Annotated in this window: 18 protein-coding genes, 1 tRNA gene and 1 pseudogene; 13 read left to right on the top strand and 7 right to left on the bottom strand. The window is 70.5% G+C overall.

The genetic code is table 11. The annotated features are described in order from the left end of the window. The first annotated feature begins 42 nt into the window (after window positions 1-42). Entirely contained in the window at window positions 43-900 is an 858-nt protein-coding gene (locus N8I87_RS15190) for a fumarylacetoacetate hydrolase family protein (protein WP_263209125.1), read from the top strand. Between the two features lie 124 nt (window positions 901-1,024). On the opposite strand, the gene N8I87_RS15185 is transcribed toward N8I87_RS15190, so the two are convergent. The 3 genes from N8I87_RS15185 to N8I87_RS15175 form a co-directional block, all read right to left on the bottom strand. Continuing rightward, on the bottom strand, window positions 1,025-1,891 hold the full coding sequence (locus tag N8I87_RS15185; RefSeq protein WP_263209123.1) for an LLM class F420-dependent oxidoreductase: 867 nt from the start codon (window positions 1,889-1,891) through the stop codon (window positions 1,025-1,027). Between the two features lie 76 nt (window positions 1,892-1,967). Continuing rightward, the gene (locus tag N8I87_RS15180) at window positions 1,968-2,477 is read right to left on the bottom strand and encodes a heme-degrading domain-containing protein (protein ID WP_263209122.1); all 510 of its coding nucleotides are present in this window, start codon (window positions 2,475-2,477) and stop codon (window positions 1,968-1,970) included. After that, on the bottom strand, window positions 2,477-3,547 hold the full coding sequence (locus N8I87_RS15175; RefSeq protein ID WP_263209121.1) for a Gfo/Idh/MocA family protein: 1,071 nt from the start codon (window positions 3,545-3,547) through the stop codon (window positions 2,477-2,479). Before N8I87_RS15175 ends, N8I87_RS15180 begins: the two co-directional genes overlap by 1 nt. 48 nt (window positions 3,548-3,595) lie before the next feature. Between N8I87_RS15175 and N8I87_RS15170 the strand changes: the two genes are divergently transcribed. From N8I87_RS15170 to N8I87_RS15140, 7 genes and pseudogenes are all read left to right on the top strand, one after another. Continuing rightward, window positions 3,596-4,744 (top strand): ROK family transcriptional regulator, encoded by a 1,149-nt coding sequence (locus N8I87_RS15170; RefSeq protein ID WP_263209119.1) that lies wholly within the window; start codon window positions 3,596-3,598, stop codon window positions 4,742-4,744. Window positions 4,745-4,820: 76 nt separating this feature from the next. After that, window positions 4,821-5,762 carry a hypothetical protein gene (locus tag N8I87_RS15165; RefSeq protein ID WP_263209118.1) on the top strand — a complete coding sequence of 314 codons (942 nt, stop codon included), beginning with the start codon at window positions 4,821-4,823 and terminating at the stop codon, window positions 5,760-5,762. 55 nt (window positions 5,763-5,817) lie between these two features. Continuing rightward, a pseudogene (locus N8I87_RS44355) lies at window positions 5,818-5,901 on the top strand (GntR family transcriptional regulator); the annotation flags it as partial. Between the two features lie 383 nt (window positions 5,902-6,284). Next, window positions 6,285-7,064, top strand: a complete 780-nt coding sequence (locus N8I87_RS15155; RefSeq protein ID WP_263209117.1) for an HAD-IIA family hydrolase — start codon at window positions 6,285-6,287, stop codon at window positions 7,062-7,064. Between the two features lie 107 nt (window positions 7,065-7,171). Further along, window positions 7,172-7,720, top strand: coding sequence for a hypothetical protein (locus N8I87_RS15150; protein WP_263209116.1), 549 nt, complete (start codon window positions 7,172-7,174; stop codon window positions 7,718-7,720). A 14-nt stretch (window positions 7,721-7,734) separates the two neighbouring features. Next, entirely contained in the window at window positions 7,735-8,400 is a 666-nt protein-coding gene (locus N8I87_RS15145; protein WP_263209115.1) for a class F sortase, read from the top strand. 393 nt (window positions 8,401-8,793) lie between these two features. After that, complete coding sequence (locus N8I87_RS15140) at window positions 8,794-9,792, top strand: glycoside hydrolase family 6 protein (RefSeq protein WP_263209114.1); 999 nt, start codon at window positions 8,794-8,796, stop codon at window positions 9,790-9,792. 59 nt (window positions 9,793-9,851) lie between these two features. Here the strand turns inward: N8I87_RS15140 and glxA are convergent, their stop codons facing one another. The 4 genes from glxA to N8I87_RS15120 all read right to left on the bottom strand — a co-directional run bounded on the left by glxA (window position 9,852) and on the right by N8I87_RS15120 (window position 14,963). After that, a complete protein-coding gene (gene glxA / locus N8I87_RS15135; RefSeq protein WP_263209112.1) occupies window positions 9,852-11,789 on the bottom strand; it encodes a radical copper oxidase GlxA in 1,938 nt (645 codons plus the stop codon). Then, window positions 11,786-13,741 (bottom strand): glycosyltransferase family 2 protein, encoded by a 1,956-nt coding sequence (locus N8I87_RS15130; RefSeq protein ID WP_263209111.1) that lies wholly within the window; start codon window positions 13,739-13,741, stop codon window positions 11,786-11,788. The genes glxA and N8I87_RS15130 overlap by 4 nt, the downstream gene beginning before the upstream one ends. A 305-nt stretch (window positions 13,742-14,046) precedes the next feature. Continuing rightward, a complete protein-coding gene (locus N8I87_RS15125; protein ID WP_263209110.1) occupies window positions 14,047-14,769 on the bottom strand; it encodes a FadR/GntR family transcriptional regulator in 723 nt (240 codons plus the stop codon). 120 nt (window positions 14,770-14,889) lie between these two features. After that, window positions 14,890-14,963: transfer RNA gene (locus N8I87_RS15120), tRNA-Lys, on the bottom strand. A gap of 205 nt (window positions 14,964-15,168) precedes the next feature. Between N8I87_RS15120 and N8I87_RS15115 the strand changes: the two genes are divergently transcribed. From N8I87_RS15115 to N8I87_RS15095, 5 genes are all read left to right on the top strand, one after another. Beyond that, the gene (locus N8I87_RS15115; protein ID WP_263209109.1) at window positions 15,169-16,545 is read left to right on the top strand and encodes a peptidoglycan-binding protein; all 1,377 of its coding nucleotides are present in this window, start codon (window positions 15,169-15,171) and stop codon (window positions 16,543-16,545) included. A gap of 144 nt (window positions 16,546-16,689) precedes the next feature. Next, entirely contained in the window at window positions 16,690-17,811 is a 1,122-nt protein-coding gene (locus N8I87_RS15110) for an SPFH domain-containing protein (protein ID WP_263209107.1), read from the top strand. A gap of 97 nt (window positions 17,812-17,908) precedes the next feature. After that, complete coding sequence (locus N8I87_RS15105) at window positions 17,909-18,514, top strand: lytic polysaccharide monooxygenase auxiliary activity family 9 protein (protein ID WP_263209106.1); 606 nt, start codon at window positions 17,909-17,911, stop codon at window positions 18,512-18,514. 165 nt (window positions 18,515-18,679) lie between these two features. Continuing rightward, a complete protein-coding gene (locus tag N8I87_RS15100; RefSeq protein ID WP_263209105.1) occupies window positions 18,680-19,120 on the top strand; it encodes a DUF3592 domain-containing protein in 441 nt (146 codons plus the stop codon). A 40-nt stretch (window positions 19,121-19,160) separates the two neighbouring features. Further along, window positions 19,161-20,867 carry an AMP-binding protein gene (locus N8I87_RS15095; protein WP_263209103.1) on the top strand — a complete coding sequence of 569 codons (1,707 nt, stop codon included), beginning with the start codon at window positions 19,161-19,163 and terminating at the stop codon, window positions 20,865-20,867. The last annotated feature ends 1 nt before the right edge of the window (window position 20,868 follow it).

Raw genomic sequence — 20,868 nt, 5'->3', positions numbered from 1 at the left:
CACCCGTCGGCGGGGCGTTCGCGATCGAGGGAGATTGTGACCATGAAGCTGCTGCGAGTCGGTACGGCTGGGGCGGAGCGGCCCGCGCTGCTCGACGCCGAGGGCACCCTGCGGGACCTGTCGGGGATCGTGGACGACATCGACGGGGCGCTGCTCGCCGACGACGCCGCGCTCGGCCGGGTCCGGGCCGCCGCCGAGGCCGGGGAACTGCCCGCGCTCGACGCGACCGGGCTGCGCATCGGGGCGCCGCTGGGCCGGATCGGGAAGATCGTGTGCATCGGGCTGAACTACCACGACCACGCCCGGGAGACGGGGGCCGAGCCGCCCGCCGAGCCGGTCATCTTCTTCAAGGCCGCGGACACCGTCGTCGGGCCGACCGACACGGTGCTGGTGCCGCGCGGGTCCGAGAAGACCGACTGGGAGGTGGAGCTGGCGGTCGTCATCGGGCGTACGGCCCGCTACGTCGAGTCGGCCGAGGAGGCGCTCGCGCATGTCGCGGGGTACGCGGTCGCCCACGACGTGTCCGAGCGGGAGTTCCAGATCGAGCGGGGCGGTACCTGGGACAAGGGGAAGAACTGCGAGACGTTCAATCCGCTGGGGCCTTGGCTGGTGACGGCGGACGAAGTTCCGGATCCGCAGCGTCTGTCGCTGAAGCTGTGGGTCAACGGTGAGCTGAAGCAGGACGGGAACACCGCCGAGCAGATCTTTCCGGTCGCGGAAGTCGTGCGGTACGTCAGTCAGTTCATGACCCTGTACCCCGGTGATGTCATCAACACCGGTACGCCGGCGGGGGTTGCGCTCGGGCAGCCGGAGCCGAAGCCGTTCCTTCGGGGCGGGGATGTCGTCGAGCTGGAGATCGAGGGACTCGGGCGTCAGCGGCAGGAGTTCAAGAACGCGTAGACGCTCCGCTCCGAGGGCCGGGGAACCGCGGGGAGTTCTCTGTCCGCGGGTCGGATGTGACTGGTCGCGCCCACGCGGCGGAGCCGCATATCGATACAGCCCCGCACCCCTGAGGTATCTCCGCTCACGCCAGCAGTGCCGCCAGCCTGCGCCACTCCTCCCTCGGCAGGGCGTCCCTCGTGTCGTCGTTCACCACCTGGAGTGCCACGTGGTCCGCGCCCGCCTCGTGGAAGGCGGTCACGCGGTCCCTGATCCGGTCCTCGCCGCCCCACGCGTACAGCGCGTCGATCAAACGGTCGCTGCCGCCGGAGGCCAGGTCGTCCTCGGTGAAGCCCAGGCGCAGGAAGCTGTTGGTGTAGTTGGGGAGGGTGAGGTACATGGCGAGGCTGTCGCGGGCCAGTGCGCGGGCGCGGGCCGGGTCGGTCTCCAGGACGACCTTGAACTCCGGTGCCAGCAAGGGCGCTTCGCCGAGGATCTCGCGGGCCTGGGCGGTGTGCTCGGGTGTGACCAGGTACGGGACCGCGCCCGCCGCCCGGTCCCGGCTCAGCTCCAGGAGCTTCGGGCCGAGGGCGGCCAGGACCCGGCGGTTCGCGGGGACCCCGGCCGCGTCCAGGGCGTCCAGGTAGGCGACCAGGGCCGAGTACGGGCGCCGGTACTGGTCCGCGAGCTTGGCGTGGCTCACCCCGAGGCCGAGCACGAAGCGGCCGGGGTGGGCCGTCTCGACCTCGGCGAAGGCGGCGGCGCTCGCGTCGGCCTCGTACTGCCAGATGCTCTGGATGCTGGTGCCGACGGCGAGCCGGGAGGTCGACTCCAGCAGTGGTACGGCGTGGTGGGCCGCGCTGCTGCCGCCCAACCAGGCCGCGCCGTAGCCGAGTTCCTCCAGTTCGGCGGCCGCCTCGGCGATCTCGGCGCGGCGGGCCGGGTCCTCAGAGCGGAGCCCGACGCTCCAGATGCCGTACCGGCCGACCGTTTCCTTCAGGGTGCCGCTCATCGGTTCCGTTCCCTCCGGCTGTCAGATGTCTGGACAGTGCCAACCGGAGGGAGCCTCGAGTTAATCCCGCCGGTGACTACTGGGGCGGCCGGCCCAGGAACTGCTCCAGCGCCTCCACCACGAAGCGGTGGTCCTGGAGTTGGGGCAGACCGGAGACGGTGACCGCACCGATGATGCCCACGTTCTCCACGTTGACCGGGAACGACCCGCCGTGCGCCGCGTATGTGTCGGGGTCGAGGCGGGAGGCCTCCTCGAACGTCGTGCCCTTGGCCCGGAAGCGGGCGCCGACGAGGTAGGAGGAGGCGCCGTAGCGCTCCACCACCCGGCGCTTGCGGGCGATCCAGGCGTCGTTGTCGGGGGTGGAGCCGGGCAGCGCCGCGTGGAAGAGCTGCTGGCCCGAGCGGTGGATGTCGATGGCCAGGGGGGCCTGGCGCTCGCGGGCCAGCTCGACGAGGAGGGAGCCCAGCGCCCAGGCGTCGTCGTGGGTGAACCGCGGGAAGACCAGGTGTCGTTCCTGGGTCTCCAGCTCCTCGACGGACGGGGTGATCTCGGGGGTGAACTTCGGGGTGATCTTCGGGTGGTGCATCAGAGGGTCACCGCCACACCGTCACGGGCGGAACGCCGGGCCGCCTCCAGTACGTCGAGGGCGGCGGCCGCCTCCAGGGCGGTCACCGGGTTGGGGCCGGCGCCGGTGAGGGCCGCGGCCACGGCCGCGTAGTAGGCGGGGTAGTCGCCGGGCAGGGTCGGGACGGGATCGCCGCCGCCGGTCAGCGGGGACTGGCCGGAGCCGAGACGGCCCCAGAGCGACTCGGGCTCCGCGCCCCACTGCGGGCCGGGCCGCAGCCCCTCCCGCAGTGCCGCCTCCTGCGGGTCCAGGCCGTACTTCACGTAGCCCGCACGCGAGCCGAGAACCCGGAAACGGGGGCCGAGTTGAGCGGTCGTCGCGGAGACGTAGAGGTGGGAGCGGACACCGCTCGCGTGGGTGACGGCGATGAAGGTGTCGTCGTCGGTCTCCGCGCCAGAACGGCGGTGGTCGGTCTCGGCGTACACCTGGGTGGCGGGGCCGAAGAGGACCAGGGCCTGGTCGACGACATGGCTGCCGAGGTCGTAGAGCAGACCTCCGATCTCTGCGGGGTCGCCGGACTCGCGCCAGCCGCCCTTGGGCTGCGGCCGCCACCGCTCGAAGCGGGACTCGAACCGCCATACGTCACCCAGTTCGCCGTGGCTGATCAGCCTGCGGACGGTCAGGAAGTCGTTGTCCCAGCGGCGGTTCTGGAAGACCGAGAGCAGCAGCCCGCGCTCCTCGGCGAGCGCGGCGAGATCGCGGGCCTCGGCCGCCGTGCCCGCGATCGGCTTGTCCACCACGACCGGGAGACCCGCCTTCAGGGCGGCGGTGGCGAGCGGGACGTGCGTCCTGTTCGGGGACGCGATGACGATCAGGTCCAGCTCGTCGGCGCGGTCGAACAGCTCGTCCGGTGCGGTGGCGAGCCGGACGTCCGGGAACTCGGCGCGGGCCTGCTCCTGCCGCTCGGGGTTCGAGGTGACCACCGTGTCGAGGGCGAGGCCCTCGGTGGCGGCGACCAGGGGGGCGTGGAAGACGGAACCCGCGAGGCCGTAGCCGACCAGGCCCACGCGGAGGGGGGTACCAGCAGTCATGCGTCCCACTTTCGCAACGCTGTTGCCAAAGTGCAAGTGGTGGGGAGAATGGGTGGCGTGAACAGGACGAAGAGCGGCAGCGGCCCCACGGGAGCGAATCTGCTCGCCGTACGCAGTCACAACACCGCGCTGGTGCTGGACCTGCTGCGTACGGCCGGTGCGGAGGGCATCAGCCGGCTCGAGCTCGCCGAGCGGACAGGGCTCACCCCGCAGGCCGTCAGCAAGATCACCGCGCGGCTGCGGGAGCAGGGGTTCGCGGCGGAGGCGGGGCGGCGGGTGTCCACCGGAGGCAAGCCGCGGACCGTGCTGCGGCTGGTGCCGGAGGCGGGGCACGCGGTGGGGGTGCAGCTGGACCGCGACGAATTGCGGGCGGTGCTCTGCGATCTCACCGGGGCGGTCGTCGGCGAGGTCCGGACCGGCCTGGACTTCGGGGCCGGGGCGGAGCCGGTGGTCGAGGCCGCGGCACGGGAGGTGGAGGGGCTGGTGTCCGGGGCGCGGGTGTCCCTCCTGAGAACGCGGGCATCCCTCCCGGGAATGCGGGCGTCCCTCCTGGGAATGGGCGTCGCCTCTCCCGGCCCTCTCGACCACACCAACGGCGTCCTGCACCGCGTCACCGGGTTCCCGGAGTGGGACGGCTTCGCGTTGCGGGACGCGCTCGCCGGGCGGCTCGGGATTCCCGTCGTGGTCGACAAGGACACCAACGCGGCGGCGCTCGGGCTGGCCGTCGCGGGCGAGGGCGGGTCGTTCGCCTATCTGCATCTCGGTACGGGGCTCGGCGCCGGTCTGGTGATCGGCGGGAGTGTGCACCGGGGGGCGCGGACCGGGGCGGGGGAGTTCGGGCACCAGGTCATCCAGCTCGACGGGCCGGTGTGCGGGTGCGGTGGGCGCGGGTGCATCGAGGCGCTGTGCCTGGCGGCCGTGGGACGGGGGGACTTGACGGAGGCGGCCCGAGTGCTGGGGGCGGGGGCGGCGAATCTCGTCGGGCTGCTCGACATCGATCAGGTGCTCCTCGGCGGTCGTACGGTCGCCGCGGCGCCGGAGATCTTCGTGCGGGGCGTTGCCGGGGTGTTGGAGGAGCGCGCTCGGCGGGAGGGGGCGCTCGGCGGGGCGGTTCCCGTGCGGGTCGCCTCCGGCGGGGTGGCGGAGGGGGCGGCGCAGCTGATGCTGGCGCCGGTGTTCGGGCGGGCGGACGGCTGACGTCTGCCTGCCGCAGGGCGTACGCGTCTGCGCCGATCGGGCGGATCCGCGCCGCCGTTCGAGGTGTCCGCCCGGCATGGCACCGTCCGTCGGCCACCCCGCCCGGGATGGTTATGTGTTCATGCGACTGTGCACGCCCCTGTCCCTCTGCCTCGCCGCAGCCGCCGTTCTCGTCCCCCTGCCGTCGGCGGTCGCGTGGGCGGACTCCGCCGCACCCTGCGCGAGCGCCGACAACCAGCGTTTTCCGCTCACCAGCCGGATCCATGACGGTCCCACCACCTATGAGGCCGGCGGCGGGTACGGCACCTGGTACATCGACCTGACCAACACCACCCGCCAGACCTGCGCCGCCGTACACCCCGTCCTCGTGTTCGTCGACGACAAACGTGCCCTCAAGGCCTCGCAGCCCAAGCTGGAGTTCTACGACGGGGCGACGGCCCACGACGTCCGCTTCGAGACCACCGACGCGCACGAGCTCATCGGCGTGTTCGACGCGGACGGCTTCCCCGGCTTCACCGTGGGCCCCGGCAAGACCGTCAGCGTCAAGGTCCGGCTCTCCCTCACCTCCGACGCCGTGACGAACGCGGTCACCGCCAACGCGGCCCTCGTACAGCGCCACAACCAGGACGGCGACTGGATCGGGCAGTCCAACGACTACCGGTTCGGGATCGGCGTCGAACCCGGGCCCATCCCCACCCCCACGGCGACTCCCCGGTCCGCCACACCCAGCGGCTCGGGCACCCCGCTCCCCACGGCCGAGGAATCCACGCCGACGAAGGAGCCGGAACAGACCCCGGTGGCCGAGGAGAGCGCAGATGACGGAGGAGACGGAGGAGACGGCGGAGACGAAGGCGGGGGAGGGGACCGGGACGACATCCGAGCCGGTGAAGGTGCCGGTTCGCGGGCCTGGGAGCTCGCGCGGACCGGGCTGGGCGCCGGGCACGGTGCTCTCGCCGGTGCCGCCGTCCTGCTGGTCGTCGGCGGGGGCGCGTATCTGATGGCACGCAGACGGCGCTGAGCCGCGCGGGCGCAGGGGTCCGCGCTCACCACCGGTCACCCCCGTCCGCTCCGGCATCCCCGAGCACGGGCGCATCCCCAAGTTCTACGCCGTGAAGGCGCGGTACGGATCGGCACTGTTGACCCGCGCCAACGACGGTTATCAAACGGGATGTTGCTGGTGCTCGGTGTACTGGCGTACGACGGTCAGCGGTGCCCGTGCAGGTTGTAGACGACGTGACGACCCGTGCGCACACCGGGATTTGGATTCCGGCGACGTCAACGCCCTCGCGCTCGCCCGGCTGATGGGCGGCGTCGACATCTTCACCCCGGACTGGAACGACATCGACAAGAACCTCACGTCGTACGTCGAGGACTAGAAGTCCGCCACCGGCAGCTGACCGGCTCCCTGGCGGCTGCGTCGCCGGTACCGCGTGATCGACGGGGTCCGTATCACGCGGGGCTGATTAGGCTGGAGGCGTCGGTACGCCGTGGTTCCGGCGCCCCCAGCTCATGACCGTACGCACGCCAGGAGACGCAAGACATGGCAGACCGTAAACCCATCGAGTCGTGGCTCACCGACATGGACGGGGTGCTCATCCACGAGGGTGTCCCCATCCCCGGCGCAGACTCCTTCCTGAAGAAGCTGCGTGAGTCCGGCAGACCGTTCCTCGTGCTCACCAACAACTCCATCTACACCCCGCGCGACCTGCACGCCCGGCTGCGCCGCATGGGGCTGGACGTGCCGGAGGAGAACATCTGGACGTCCGCGCTGGCCACCGCCCAGTTCCTCGCCGACCAGCGGCCCGGCGGCAGCGCGTACGTCATCGGTGAGGCGGGGCTGACCACCGCCCTGCACGACGTCGGCTACATCCTGACGGACCACGAGCCCGACTTCGTGATCCTCGGCGAGACCCGCACGTACTCCTTCGAGGCCATGACGAAGGCCGTGCGGCTCATCAACGACGGCGCCCGGTTCATCGCCACCAACCCCGACAACGTCGGGCCCTCCGTCGAGGGCGCCCTGCCCGCCACCGGCTCGGTCGCGGCCCTGATCACCGCGGCGACCGGCAAGACACCGTACTTCGTCGGCAAGCCCAACCCGCTGATGATGCGGGCCGGACTGAACGCGATCGGCGCCCACTCGGAGACCTCCGCCATGATCGGCGACCGTATGGACACCGATGTCCTCGCGGGCCTGGAGGCCGGGATGCGGACCTTCCTGGTGCTGACCGGTGTCACCCAGCCGGCGGAGGTCGACCGCTTCCCGTTCCGGCCGTCCGAGATCGTGGACTCGATCGCGGAGCTGGTCGACCGGGTCTGAGACGTGGGTTCGAAACCCGGACCAACCCGTTCGGAGTAGCGGAAGGCCCCTGGAGGATGCGTCGGTGGGCCCGTGGGGGGAGTCTCCAGATATCTGGAGGTTTCACGATGGGCTCACTACGCCTCACTCTCTGTACAGGACTCCTGGGTGCCGCCGCTCTCGTTCCGACGGCCCACGCGGCGGAAAGCGGAGTCTCCGTGACCCCGTCGACCCCGGCCCCCGGCGCCGTCGTGGCGCTGCGGGTGAGCGGCTGCGGCGGGACGTCCGGCACTGCCGCCTCACCGGCGTTCGTGTCCGACGCACGGCTGGTCGGCGCCGCCGGCGCGCTGGCCGGCGAGACACAGGTCCGCTCGGCGGCCCGGCCCGGCTCCTACGACGTGAAGGTGAGCTGCGCCGGCTCCGTGGTCAACGGCAGGCTCACCGTCGCCGGGGCGTCGTCGCAGGACGCGTCTCGGCCGGACCCGCTCTCCTCCCTCGCCGCCTCGCCCGTCGCCCCCGTCGACGCGGGCGGCGGTGGTACCGCGCACTTCGCCTCCGTGGACGCCCACGCGGACGGCCCCGGTACCGCCCAGGCGGTCGTCGGTCTCGTCCTCGCCGGACTCGCCGCGGTCGCCGTCGGGCTGCGCAGTGCCCGCCGGAGCCGCGAGGCGGACTGAGGGCGCCGGTCACCATGTCCGACGGTGCGGGATCCACCGGGACCGGGCGGCTCGTGACCTGCGCGGCCTGGGCCGTGCTGCTGTTCGGCCTGTGGCTGTGGGGCCGCGAGCTGACCGGCATACCGCCGGGGACATCCGGTGCCGCGACGGGCGACGTGGCCGGGGTGGGACGGCCGGCCGGGGCGGAACTCCCGCCCGCGGCCGAGCCGTTGGGCGATGCGCTGCCGCAGCGCATCGACATTCCCGAACTGGGTGTGCAGGCGCCGGTCGTCGGCCGAGGCCTGGACCGGCAGGGGGCGATCGAACCGCCGCCCTTCGACCAGCCGGGAGTGGTGGGCTGGTACGCGGCCGGGGTGAAACCCGGGGCGGTCGGCACCGCACTGATGGTGGGGCACGTGGACACCACGACCCGGCCCGCCGTCTTCTACAAGATCAGCACGATGCAGCCCGGCGAGACGGTCCGGGTGGTCCGCGCCGACGGCAGGGTCGCCGACTTCACCGTGGACGACGTACAGGTCCTGCCCCGCGACGACTTCGACGCCCGGCAGGCCTACGGGCCACGGCAGGCGGGCCGCGCCGAGCTGCGGCTGATCACCTGCGGCGGCAGCTTCGACCGAGCCACCCACCGCTATACAGCCAACGTGGTGGTGTCGGCGTACCTCACCGGCACGGAACCGTAGGCACGGAATTGAGCACCTGGCCCGGCCGACGGCTCGCTCCCCCCGAAGCCGCCGACCGGGCCGGTCCTCGACCGCGCTCGCGCGGGCTGCGGGAGTAGCCCGGCGACCGGCGCGGGAGGCCTGGAAACCACGGTGGGTGCACATCCGGCCGGTGGCCGGGACCGGATGGAACGACTCTAGAACGGATGACACCCCTGGGCCTAGAGGAAGTTGACGGGAAGTCCCAACCTGGTGGCTCTCCGTCATCCCCGCAGGTGACACTGCGCCGGAGTGTTTGGCGCAACCGCGGCTGTCCAGGTAACAGGTCTCCGACAAGGCCCGTGCGATCTCGTGACCGGCGCGGTGGGTATGTCACGATTGACCCTTGGAACGGTGCACCCAAGGGGGAGTTGGATGTACGGCAGCAGGGCGGCCGCAGTGATGCTCGGGGCGGGACTGCTGATCGCGGGATGCTCCTCCGGGGACGGAGGGGACGACGCCGGTCAGGGGGCGAAGATCACCCAACAGCCCAAGGGCGTGGACCCGTTCTGGGTGAACCCGGACGGCACCGCGGCCCGGCAGGTCGCCGCCTACGAGAAGAACGGCAAGAAGGACGACGCCGAGCAGATCAGAAAGATCGCCGAGCAGCCGACGGGGGAGTGGATCGGCCCGGAGAACCCCGAGCAGGAGGCCCAGGGCTTCACCGAGGCCGCCGAGAAGTCCGACCGCACGGCACTGCTCGTCCTCTACAACATCCCGCACCGCGACTGCGGCCAGTACTCGCAGGGCGGCGCGGCCGACGGCAACGCCTACCGCGCCTGGATCGACGGCGTGGCCAAGGGCATCGGCGACCGCTCCGCGATGGTCGTCCTGGAGCCGGACGCGATACTGCACCTGGTGGACGGCTGCACCCCGGACGAGTTCCACGAGGAGCGCTACGACCTCCTCAAGGGCGCCATCGCCAAGCTGAAGTCCCTGAAGAACACGAAGGTGTACCTGGACGCGGGGAACGCGGGCTGGGGCCACCCCGACCAGATCTTCCAGCCCCTGAAGTCGGCGGGCATCGACCAGGCCGACGGCTTCGCCCTCAACGTCTCCAACTTCTACTCCACCCAGGACTCCATCGCCTACGGCAAGCAGCTCTCGGCGAAGGTCGGCAACAAGCACTTCGTCATCGACACCAGCCGCAACGGCAACGGCCCCTACACGGCGGGCAGTCCGGACGAGCGCTGGTGCAACCCGCCGGGCCGGGCACTGGGGGAGGCGCCGACGACGAAGACGGCGGATCCGCTGGTGGACGCGTATCTGTGGGTCAAGCGGCCCGGGGAGTCCGACGGCCAGTGCAAGGGAGGCCCGAAGGCGGGAGCCTGGTGGCCGTCGTACGCACTCGAGCTCGCGAACGCCGGCAAATAGCAGGCGAGTGGCCCAAGGGGGCGCCCTCCCGTCGGAGGGTGCCCCCAAGTGCGTCGCTTCTACGGAACCTTGACCCACTGCGCCTTGGACGGCGTGCCCTGATCGTCGTCCACGAACAGCATGTACCAACCGGACTGCACCAGATTCCGGCTCTTCGGCACCGTCACCGTGATCTTGTTTCCGGACGTCTTGAAGTCCAGCGCGACGGAGCGCTGATCGACGTCCGTCACATGCGTGGACGCGCTCGGGCGGATCAGCCGTACCTTCTTGATCGTCGACGCGTGCTGCGAGGTGAACGTCCCCGACGCGCCCCGGGCGATCGTCTGCGGTCCGCCCGACAGGGACGGCCGTGAGTCCCGGTACAGATACGGCGGCGTGTAGATCTCGATGCGCTGCTCGAACGTGCCCGGCTTGGTGTTGGCCTTGTCCCCGTACAGCGAGTCGGACCCGAAGAACATGATCCGTCCGTCGGGCAGCAGGATCGACCCGGAGTGGTAGTTCCGGCCCACCAACGGGTCGGCCACCCTGGTGAAGCTGTTGCTGTCCGGGTGGTAGAGCCGTGTCTGGAGGATGTTGGAGTCGCCGCGGCCCCGGTAGTCCTCCGAGCCGCCCGACACCAGCACGGTGTCGTCGGGCAGGATCGAGGACTGCGGGTAGCGCGTGCCCTTCTCCAGCGTCGGCCCGTCCACGAACCTGGGGTTCGCGGACTTCAGATCGATCAGCCGGGTCTTGTTGCTGGACAGCTTGGACTCGCCGACGCCACCGCCGCCGATGACCATGTACTTCTCGTTCTGCGCCGGAGGCAGCAGCACGGTCCCGGACGTCTCCATCTCGCCCGCGTCACTCAGCCCCGGCAGCTTGCTGAACTTGTTGGTGGTCACGTCCCAGATGCCCGGGTCGCGGCCCACGTTGTCGGGGCCGTAGCCCGCGTTGGAACCGGAGTAGAAGATCTTCCCGTTCTGCATCAGGAACAGCGCCGGGTAGGTCGGGAACTGCCGGATCTTCGGCGTGTACGTCCACTTCCTGGTCTTGGGGTCGAAGATCTCGTTCTTGCCCGGGACCAGCTGGCCGATGTCGTCGAGGCCGGAGACGCTGAGGATCTTGCCGTCGCTCAGGGTGGTGAGCGTCGGGTACCAGCGGGCCTCGTTCATCGGGTCGACCTTGATGTACTTCTCGGCGACCGGGTCGAACTCGTAGGCGTCCCTGATCCCCTGGAAGTCCTTCTTGTCGAGGGCGAGCTTCTGCGCGATGCCGTACGTGTTGCGCGCGTCGGTGCCGGTCAGGCCCTGCACCCGGTAGTTGTCCTGGGTGCCGGTCTCGTACTTGGAGCCGCTCTGCTTCGCCTCCACGTAGATACGGCCCAGGCCCGGGTCGTTGCGCAGGAACGCGCCGGTGTCCGGGTCGAAGACCTTCTTCGCGCGCGGCACGAGGACCGGGTCCTTGGACACGAAGGTCTTGCCGTTCTCCTTGCCGGTGAACTTGGTCCCCGCCGGCAGCGTGATCGGCTTGTCCGGGTTCTCGTTGTGCACCACCATCAGGCCGCCGGCCTTGGTGACATCGCCCTTGAGCTTCTCGTAGCGCCTGGTGCCGCCGGCGATCAGGAGATTGCCGTTGGCCAGCTGGGTGTGGCCGGTGCAGAACAGGTCGGCGGGTGTCGGCACCTTCTTGATGGTGCCCTTGACCGGGTCCCAGATGCGGGTGTCGAACTTCTTCGCGTTGAAGTTGTCCTGGTTGTTGCCCGACCCCGCGATCAACAGCACCTTGCCCGTGTGCAGGAGCGCCGCGTGAATGGTGTCCTGGCGGTACTCCTTGGGGAACTCGATGATGTCCCAGTGGCCGTTCTCGGCCTTGTACTCGGGTCTGTTGATCTTGTACTGGTGGTACTGCTCGGTTCCGAAGCGGTACAGCCACGGACCGTTCATCCCGGCCAGCGCGAGTACCACCGCCGTGCCTATCGCAAGTCTGCGGGCTCGGCGGCGGCCGGCACTGTCGTTCATTCCTTACGTCCCCCAAGTCCACCGAGCGCGATCTGCATGTTCTGGTCGTTGCCCCCGTGCGTGGCGGCCCAGCTCGGCCGCTGCTGCGGAGCGTGCGGCGGCGGGGCCGCCGGGGCCGGGGGCGGAACCGCGTCCTGCGGCTCGGTGACCACAGGTTCGGCGGGCTTCTTCCTGTCCTGGCGCAGTGCGTGGCGCCAGGCGAAGATCGGGGAGGCGGTGATCAGCATGGCGAAGACCGCCCAGGTGATCATCGCGGGGTGGGAGTGCCCGTACAGGAAGCCGGCGGCCAGGGAACCACCGAAGACCAGGATGAAGAACCAGTGGATCCGGAAGGTCCCGAACAGCGTGTCGGGGCTGGCCGAGTCACCCTTGGGCGTCACCACGAACTTGCTCTTGCGGCGCAGTACGGCGTCCATCAGCGAGCGGGCGTAGATCGGCGCGGACAGCGCCGACATCACCATGCCCGCGACACCGCCGGAGCCCTCCGGCTCGTGCGGCGAAACGTTGTGGCGCCGGTTCCAGATGTACAGGCCGATCTGCAGCGCGGACGCGTTGCCGTAGAGCATCAGCCACACGGTCGGGTCGATGTTCACACCCGAGGCGCCCAGACCCAGGAACAGCGCGCAACTCAGCGCCGCCAGGATCCAGTTGAGCGCGGACATCGGGTAGAAGATGATCATCATCGTGTAGTTGAAGAGCTTGCCGGGCGGCAGCGAGAAGAAGCCCTTCCAGTACTGCTTGAGGATCGTCTCGTACGTCCCGCGCGACCAGCGCATCTGCTGGGTGAAGAAGTCCGTCCAGGCGTTCGGGCCCTCGCCGACGGCCAGCACGTCCGGCGTGTAGACGGAGCGCCACTTCCGGCCCGTCGCGGGGTTCTTGGCGCGGTGCATCTCGAAGCCGGTGGCCATGTCCTCGGTGATCGAGTCGTACAGGCCGCCGATCTGCTTGATGGCCTTGATGCGCACGGCGTTGGAGGTGCCGACGAACATCGGGGCGCCGTAGCGGTTGCCGGCCCGCTGGATCAGCGCGTGGAAGAGGAACTGCTGCGACTCGGCGGCCTTGGTGACGAACGTGTCGTAATTGCCGTACACCTGCGGGCCGATGACGAAGCCGACGTCCGGGTCGCGGAAGTAACCGAGCATCCGCTCCAGGTAGTTGGGCAGCGGTACGTGGTCGGTGTCGACCGAGGCGAAGAAGTCGTACTCGTCGCCGTGCGCCTCCAGCCAGGCGTTGTAGTTGCCGTGCTTGGTCTTGGCGCGGTGCGGCCCCTTGGGCTGGTTCCAGTGCGCGACGCCCTTGCGGGTGAAGTGGTGGACGCCGAGGCGGGCGCAGACCTCCTTGACGGCCGGGTCGTCGCCCTCGTCGAGCAACCAGACGTGCAGCACGCCCCGGTGACGCAGCTTCACCGCCGCCTCCAGCGTCTTCGTCACCATCTCCAGCGGCTCCTTGCCGGGTACGAAGGAGGTGAGGAAGGCGACGCGGGTGCCGGTCTCGGGCACGACCGGGACCGGGTCGCGGGCGACCAGGGTGGCGTGCGCGTTGGACAGCACGTTCATGCAGCGGAAGAACTCGATCAGACCGATCGAGACGAGCATGACGACGTCGAGGGCCGGCAGGAAGTCGTAGGCCGGGTAGTCGCGTTCGGTCCAGTGCTCCGGCTGGAGCAGCCAGCCGAGCAGGACCAGTGAGAGCAGTGGCGCCGCGCCCAGCATGAGTGCGGCCCGTACCCGGTGCGGCTCCTGTGAGAGCAGAGAGCGGTACTGCACCTTGTACGGCTTGCTGGGATCCGGCTGGGTGAGGGGGCCCGCCAGCCGGCTGTAATGCTCGTAGTCGTATCTCGGCAGGGTCTTCTTTATCCGGCGGAATTGTCCGGTCCGGTGCGAAGGCATCCTTAGCTGGGTGGTCTGTGACGGGTCGAATTCCCGTCGGGCGCCGGACGGCGTCGACGTCATGAGTCATCCCCCCACACGCGGGTCACCGCGTGTCTGTCGGTTTCCGATCGGCCGTCAGGTCCCCCTTGACCCGCCCGGCCGCGTCAATTGGGCCACAGGCTCTCCACACCTTATAGACATGGACTGCGGTCCTCCGGTTGCAAGATGCCCCCCTCGGCATCCGTTCCTGGACGGGGCCCCTTCTCCCCGCAGACCTGGCAACCGCTTACCTACCCCCCAAGTGCCGCGAAAACGCCGCAGCTTGAACAACCAGGGTTCTACGGTGGTGTTCATGATCGCAAGATGGGAAACACGGTGTTTACCGGTCATACGCGTTCATTGTGGCGCGTGTGGGGATCTTGTGGATGAGTCGTGTCGGTCGTTGACAGGCGGGCACGGATATTGCCGAAGTGGTCTCTTATGGCCTCCTCCGCCCGTATGGAATCACCGGACCGGACCGCGTCCAGGATTTCCCGGTGCTGGCGGCAGGTGACCCTCGGGTCCTGCGGTACGTCCAGCAGATCCCGCTGGACGCGGTGGAAGGCGTCCCAGAATGCCTCCAGCACCTCGCTCAGCAACACGTTGTCCAGCCCTCGGTAGAGGGTGGCGTGAAACGCTCGGTCGGTCTCGGCGAGGCCGGCTCCCTGTGCGGCCTCCTGTTCCATACGGACGACAAGACCTTCCAGTTCAATCAGGTCGGATTCCGGCAGTCGTCCGGCCAGCCGGGCGACCAGTCCGCTCTCCACCGCCTCGCGCAGTTCGAGCAGCTGGAGCAGGGAGTCCTCGCCCCGGTAGTGCCCGGCGACCGTCCGGAAGGCCAGGCCCTCGATCATGGGTGCGAGGGACATCGGGCCGACATATGTGCCGAAGCCGTGCCGGATCTCCACGATGCCCATCGCCTGGAGCGCCTTCAGCGCCTCCCGCACCGAGTTCCGGCTCGCGCCGAGGAACACCATCAGCTCGGGCTCGGTCGGCAGCGGGGCCCCGGGGGGCAGTCGCCGGTCGACGATGAGCTTCTTGATCCGCTCCTGCAGGTCTCGGGCTGCCATGGCCAGAGGGTATCCGGCCAATCGGGAGGAGGCTCTGGTTCCGGCCATACGAAAGAACCCGGCCATGGAACCCGCCATGCGGAAGGCCCCCTCGCGCTGGCGAGGGGGCCTTCCGGTCGGTGCGCCGCCAGGGACTCGAACCCCGGACCCGCTGATTAAGAGTCAGCTGCTCTAACCAACTGAGCTAGCGGCGCCTGCTGACAACGAGAACTCTACCCGACCTCCAGGGGTGCTCCCGACCAGCGGGGAGGTGTGGGCTCCGGCCCTCCCCGCCCCCGAGGGGCGCTCGGGTGGCCGTACATCATTCGGACCGTCAACATGCGCGTCGGGAAGACAGTTGGGAAACTGTGCAATGTGCACATTTGCGGACATTTGAATCAGGAATGTGAGGGGAATCGCATGGTGGCTCCGGTATTCGAGGAATTCGATCCCGTGAGTGACTGCGATTGCCCCGGATGCGTCCACTGGCGGCGGGTGGGCCCGTATCCTCTCGCCGGCCGCTTCGGCGGTCACCCGGCCGCCCGGCGCGCCCTGGTCGTGGCCGCCGCCGCGTCCGCCGCCGTCGGCGCGGGCCAGCCGGCCATGGCCCTCACGGCCTCCCACGCCTCCCATGCCCCCCACCGGCCCGGCGTCCCCGCGGACGGCGGGTCCGACACCCCGCAGGGCGGGGAGTCCGACACCCCCCAGGGCGGCAGAGCGCCGCTGCACGGCCCCCGCGGGAAGCCGGCGGGGCCCGTCTCCCCGGCCGACGCCCCCGCGACCACCCGTACGGACATCATCAACCGGGCCAAGACCTGGATCGCCGCGAAGGTGCCGTACAGCATGGAGGACTACTGGTCCGACGGTTACCGGCAGGACTGCTCGGGCTATGTCTCCATGGCCTGGGGGCTGCCGGGGAACGAATGGACCGGCAGCCTCGGCGAGTACGGGGTGAAGATCGCCAAGGACGCGCTCCAGCCCGGCGACATCCTGCTGTTCCACAATCCCGACAACCCCGAGAAGGGCTCGCACGTCGTGATCTTCGGCGGCTGGACGGACTACACGCACACCTACTACACCGCCTACGAACAGACACCCCCGCACGCCCGCCGCCAGTCGACCCCCTACGCCTACTGGAGCAACTCCGACCGGTACGTCCCCTACCGGTACAAGGGAGTGACCGAGAGCGCGGCGGGAGCGCAACCGGCCAGTACCACCAAGGCGGTGCCGTATCCGGGAGCGGAGTTCTTCGGCCCCGGGGCGAACAACGACTACGTCACCCAGCTCGGCCGGATGCTGATCGCCCGCGGCGCCGGGTCCTACTACACCAAGGGTCCGAGCCCCGTCTGGACGGAGTCGGACCGACGGGCGACCCAGGCGTTCCAGCAGGCCCAGGGGTGGACCGGCACGGCCGCCGACGGCCTGCCCGGACCGGTCACCTGGGACCTGCTGACGACCGGGAAGGGCAAGAACATCCCGGCCGCGGCGGGCGGCACGGCCAAGACACCCGCGGCGACCGGCACCGCCGGCCTGCCGGCCTCGCACGGTGTCCCCGGCTATCCCGGCCGGAACCTGTTCCGTCCGGGGGCGGAGAACGAGTACGTCACCCAGCTGGGGCAGCGGCTGGTCGAGAAGGGGTTCGGCTCCGTCTACGCCACCTACGCCACCAGGCCGGGGCCGCGCTGGGGCGAGGCGGACCGGCGGGCGGTCGAGGCCTTCCAGCGCTCCCAGGGGTGGCGGGGCGGTGCCGCGGACGGCTATCCGGGCCCGGAGACCTGGCGGCGGCTCTTCTCATGACCCGGATGACCCGGAACGACCATGTGCGGCGCCGGTCTGTCCCCATGACCTCGCCCTGCCCGTCCCTGTGACCCGTCCGTACGACCTGACGACCCGTCTGTACCACCTGTTGTGACGCATCTGGCGCGGAGGCTGGAGGCACGCATGAGTACGACCACATCCCACTCGCCCGAGCCGGAGGGACCACCCGAGGGGCCGACCCGTCCCGCCCGGCTGATCCAGAACGAGGCCACCACCGAGATCCCCGTCCATCTGCTGTTCCGTGACGACCCCGACCCGTCACCGGTGCCGATGCGGACCGCGGTGGTGGCCCGCAGACAGGGCACCGGCGAGCAGCCGCGGCTCAGACGTCCGGCCCCCGCCAAGGCCCGGCCGGTCCCGGAGCTCGACCCCGACCTGTCCGAACGCCCGGCGCGGGTGTTGCCCGGGGCGGCCGGGGTGCTCGCCGGCGTCGGCGGTGTGGCCGGGTGTCTGGCCACCTCCTGGTGGGCGGGCGTGCTGCCGTCGCTCGCCGTGGAGGCGCTGCGGCTGCCGGTCTACGTGGGTGCCGGTGTCGGCTCGGCCCAGTGGGCGGCGTACGCCGGGGCGGGGGCGCTCGGTCTGTTCGGCTTCGGCGGGCTGGCCCGGGGCACCACCGGGCGGGCCTGGGTGCTCGGCCTGTTCGGGCGCTACCGCGGGACGGTCCGGCGCACCGGCCTGCTCTGGGTCAATCCGCTGGTGCTGCGCCGCCGGGTCGATGTACGGCTGCGGCACTGGCGCAGCGAGCCGATGCCCGCGGCCGACGGCAACGGGGTCGCGCTGCGGGTGGTGGTGCTGGTGGTGTGGCGGGTGCGGGACACCGCGCGGGCCGCCCTCGGGGTCGAGGACCACGAGTCGTATCTGCGCGAGTGCGTCGAGGCCGCGCTGGCCCGGGTGCCGGTGGAGATGCCGGGTGCGTGGAAGGGCGCCGTGGAGGCGGCGACGGACGCGCTGACCCGGATGGTCGTGGCGGACGCGGCGCCCGTCGGGCTCGAGGTGTTCTCCGTGCAGCCCGTGCGGGTGGAGTACGCCCCGGAGGTGGCCGCCGCCATGCACCGCCGCCGGATCGCCGCGCTGGACGCGCAGCAGCGGGCCACCATGCTCAGCTCGGTCGTGGACTCGGTGGAGGACACGGTGACCCGGCTGACCATGCGCGGTCTCGTCGAACTCGACGACTACGAGCGCAAGGTGCTGGTGCGGGACCTGACCGTGGCGTTCTGTTCGGGGCGTGGGGAGGCGGCGCCGTGATTGGTATGGACATGTTCAACTAACGGCAATAATCTGGGACTTGGTCTAGACCTGCACAGCTCACTGAACTTCCCCCACGTTCTCCAGGAGCGGCAGCATGCGCACAAAGACCAAGTTGTCCGCAGCCGTGCTGGGCGTGGCAACCGCCGGAGCCTTCGTGCTCTCCACCGGCGGTGCCAGCGGGCACGGCTACACCGACCTCCCCATCAGCAGGCAGAAGCTCTGCCAGAACGGCACCGTGACCAACTGCGGCGACATCCAGTGGGAGCCGCAGAGCGTAGAGGGCCCCAAGGGCTTCCCGGCGGGCGGTCCCGCCGACGGACAGCTCTGCAACGGCGGACTGAGCCGGTTCGCCCAGCTCAGTTCGCCGAGGGCACCGTCCGGTGCGGCCTGGCCGACGACCAGGGTGACGGGCGGCCAGAGCTACACCTTCCGCTGGCAGTTCACCGCCATGCACGCCACGACCGACTTCAAGTACTACGTCACCAGGCAGGGCTGGAACCAGAACCACGCCCTGTCCCGCTCGGACCTCAACACCACACCGTTCCTCACGGTCCCCTACAACGGGCAGCGCCCGCCCGCCACGCTCAGCCACAGCGGCACACTGCCGTCCGGCCTGAGCGGTCATCACGTCATCCTCGCGGTCTGGACGATCGCCGACACCGGCAACGCGTTCTACGCCTGCTCGGACGTCACGTTCTGACCCGGTCCGGGCAGGACGATGGAGGAGAGCGGTGGCCCGCGCGAGCGGGCCACCGCGACGAGGCCCCCGCAGTTCTGAGCCTTACTTGAGCGAATCCCGCACTACTCACGGGTACGTTCCCCACACGCCGTCCGACCTGACGGCGTACCGATCCTGGGGGGAACGATGGATGCGATGTTCTACGCGGCTCCTGGCCTCATCATGGCCTGCGCTCTCTTCGTGGCGTACCGGGTGGTGCGCCGGTCGCTGCAGCTCAGCAGTGCCTGGAACAGCGGCCTCACGGCAAAGGCCCGGTGCCTGAGGATGTTCACCACGACCCACGGGGGCGCGAACGACACCTCCGTGCGCACCAGGCTGCACCACGTCTACGAGTTCACGGCACGCGACGGCCGTTCCGTCCGCTTCGAGGAGCAGGACGGCCCGGCGACCGTCGTCGAGGGCGACTTCGTGACCGTGTACTACACCGAGGGCCAGGAGACCGTCGCCACCGCCCGCAGGCCGAGCCCGGTGAAGAACGCGGCCGGAACGCTGGGCATCCTGGCGTTCCTCGGCGTGATCGTCGTGTTCTGCGTCGGCTTCATGGTGTCGTACCACACCTCGGCATGAGCCTCCCCATCTGAGGGTGCGTCATCTAAGGTGCGCCCCCATGGACTCCAGGATGCGCACGGTCGCGGAGCTGGTGGTGGCGCGGTGGGACGACCACCGGCCGGGACTGTGGTTCGAGGACCGGGCGCTGACCCATCACGAGGTGGCCGCCGGCGCGGCCGTCCGGGCGGCGCTCCTGGCCGACCTGCTGCCGCCCGCCGCCGAACCGCACATCGGGGTGCTGCTCGACAACACCCCCGAGTTCCCGCTGTGGCTGAGCGCGGCCGCGCTCGCCGGCGCGGCGGTCGCCGGGATCAACCCCACGCGCCGGGGCCCGGAACTGGCCCGCGACATCCTGCACACCGAGTGCCCGCTCCTCGTCACCGAGAAGGCCCACCTGCCCCTCCTCGACGGCCTCGACCTGCCCGGGGTACGGCTCCTGGTGACCGACACCGATGCGTACGACGACCTCCTCGCCGCATACGCCGGCGCCGTACCCGACCCGGCCCGCGCCCGGCCCGCCGACCGCGTCCTGCTCTACTTCACCTCCGGCTCCACCGGCGCGCCCAAGGCCGCGATCTGTTCCCAGGGCCGGCTGGCCGCCGCCGGACGCTCGCTCGTCGAGCAGTTCGGTGTCCGCGCGGACGACGTGCACTACATCTGCATGCCGATGTTCCACGGCAACGCGGTGATCGCGGACTGGGCGCCCGCGCTGGCGGCCGGGGCGGGGGTGGCGCTGCGGCGGCGGTTCTCGGCGTCCGGGTTCCTGGCGGACGTACGGCGCTACCGGGCGACGTACTTCACCTATGTCGGCCGGGCGGTCCAGTACGTCCTGGCCACCGAGCCGCGTCCGGACGACCGGGACAACCCCCTGCGCCTGGGCTTCGGCACCGAAGCCGGGGCGGTGGACGCGGCCGCGTTCGAGCGGCGGTTCGGGGTGCGGCTGGTGGAGGGATACGGGTCGTCGGAGGGTGGGGCGGCCATCCAGTGGGCGCCGGGGACTCCGGCGGGGGCGGTGGGGCCCGCCGGGCCCGGTCTGGTGGTGCGCGATCCGGATACGGGGCGGGAGTGTCCGGTGGCCGCATTCGATGCCGCCGGGCAGCTCCTCAATGGTGAGGAGGCCATCGGGGAGCTGGTGAATCAGGGGCCCAGTCCCTTCGAGGGGTACTGGCGCAATCCGGCGGCGGAAGCCGAGCGACGGCGATGGGGGTCCCCCCGCTCGAGCGAAGCCGAGAGTGGGGGAGGGGCCTACTGGACCGGGGATCTCTTCTACCGGGATGCCGAGGGGTATCTGTACTTCGCGGGCCGTACCGATGACCGCATCCGGGTCGACGGGGAGAATCTGGCCGCCGCGATGATCGAGAACATCGTCGCCCGCTATGAGGGGGCGGTGGCGGTCGCCGTGTACGGGGTGCCGGATCCGGTGACCGGGGACCAGGTGATGGCGACCGTGGCCGGGCGGTTCGACCCGGGGGCCTTCGCGGAGTTCCTGCGGGTCCAGCCCGACCTCGGGACGAAGATGGCGCCCCGGTTCGTGCGGGTGGTGGAGCGGATGCCGGTGACGGCCACCAACAAGATCGAGCGGGCGCGGCTGCGGCGCGAGGGGTTCCGGTGTGCCGACCCCGTGTGGTGGCGACCGCCCGGCGAGGCCGCGTACCGGAGGCTGACCAGGGAAGATGTCGAAGGGCCCCTCGCAGCTGCGAAGGGCCCGTCAGCGGGGGGTGTGGGTGGCGGAGCCCCCACCGCGCGCGGCGTAGCCGCGCAATAAC

Source organism: Streptomyces sp. HUAS 15-9 (genome assembly GCF_025642155.1).
In the GTDB taxonomy this organism is placed as follows: domain Bacteria; phylum Actinomycetota; class Actinomycetes; order Streptomycetales; family Streptomycetaceae; genus Streptomyces.
This window is presented reverse-complemented; position numbering and strand designations above follow the sequence as displayed.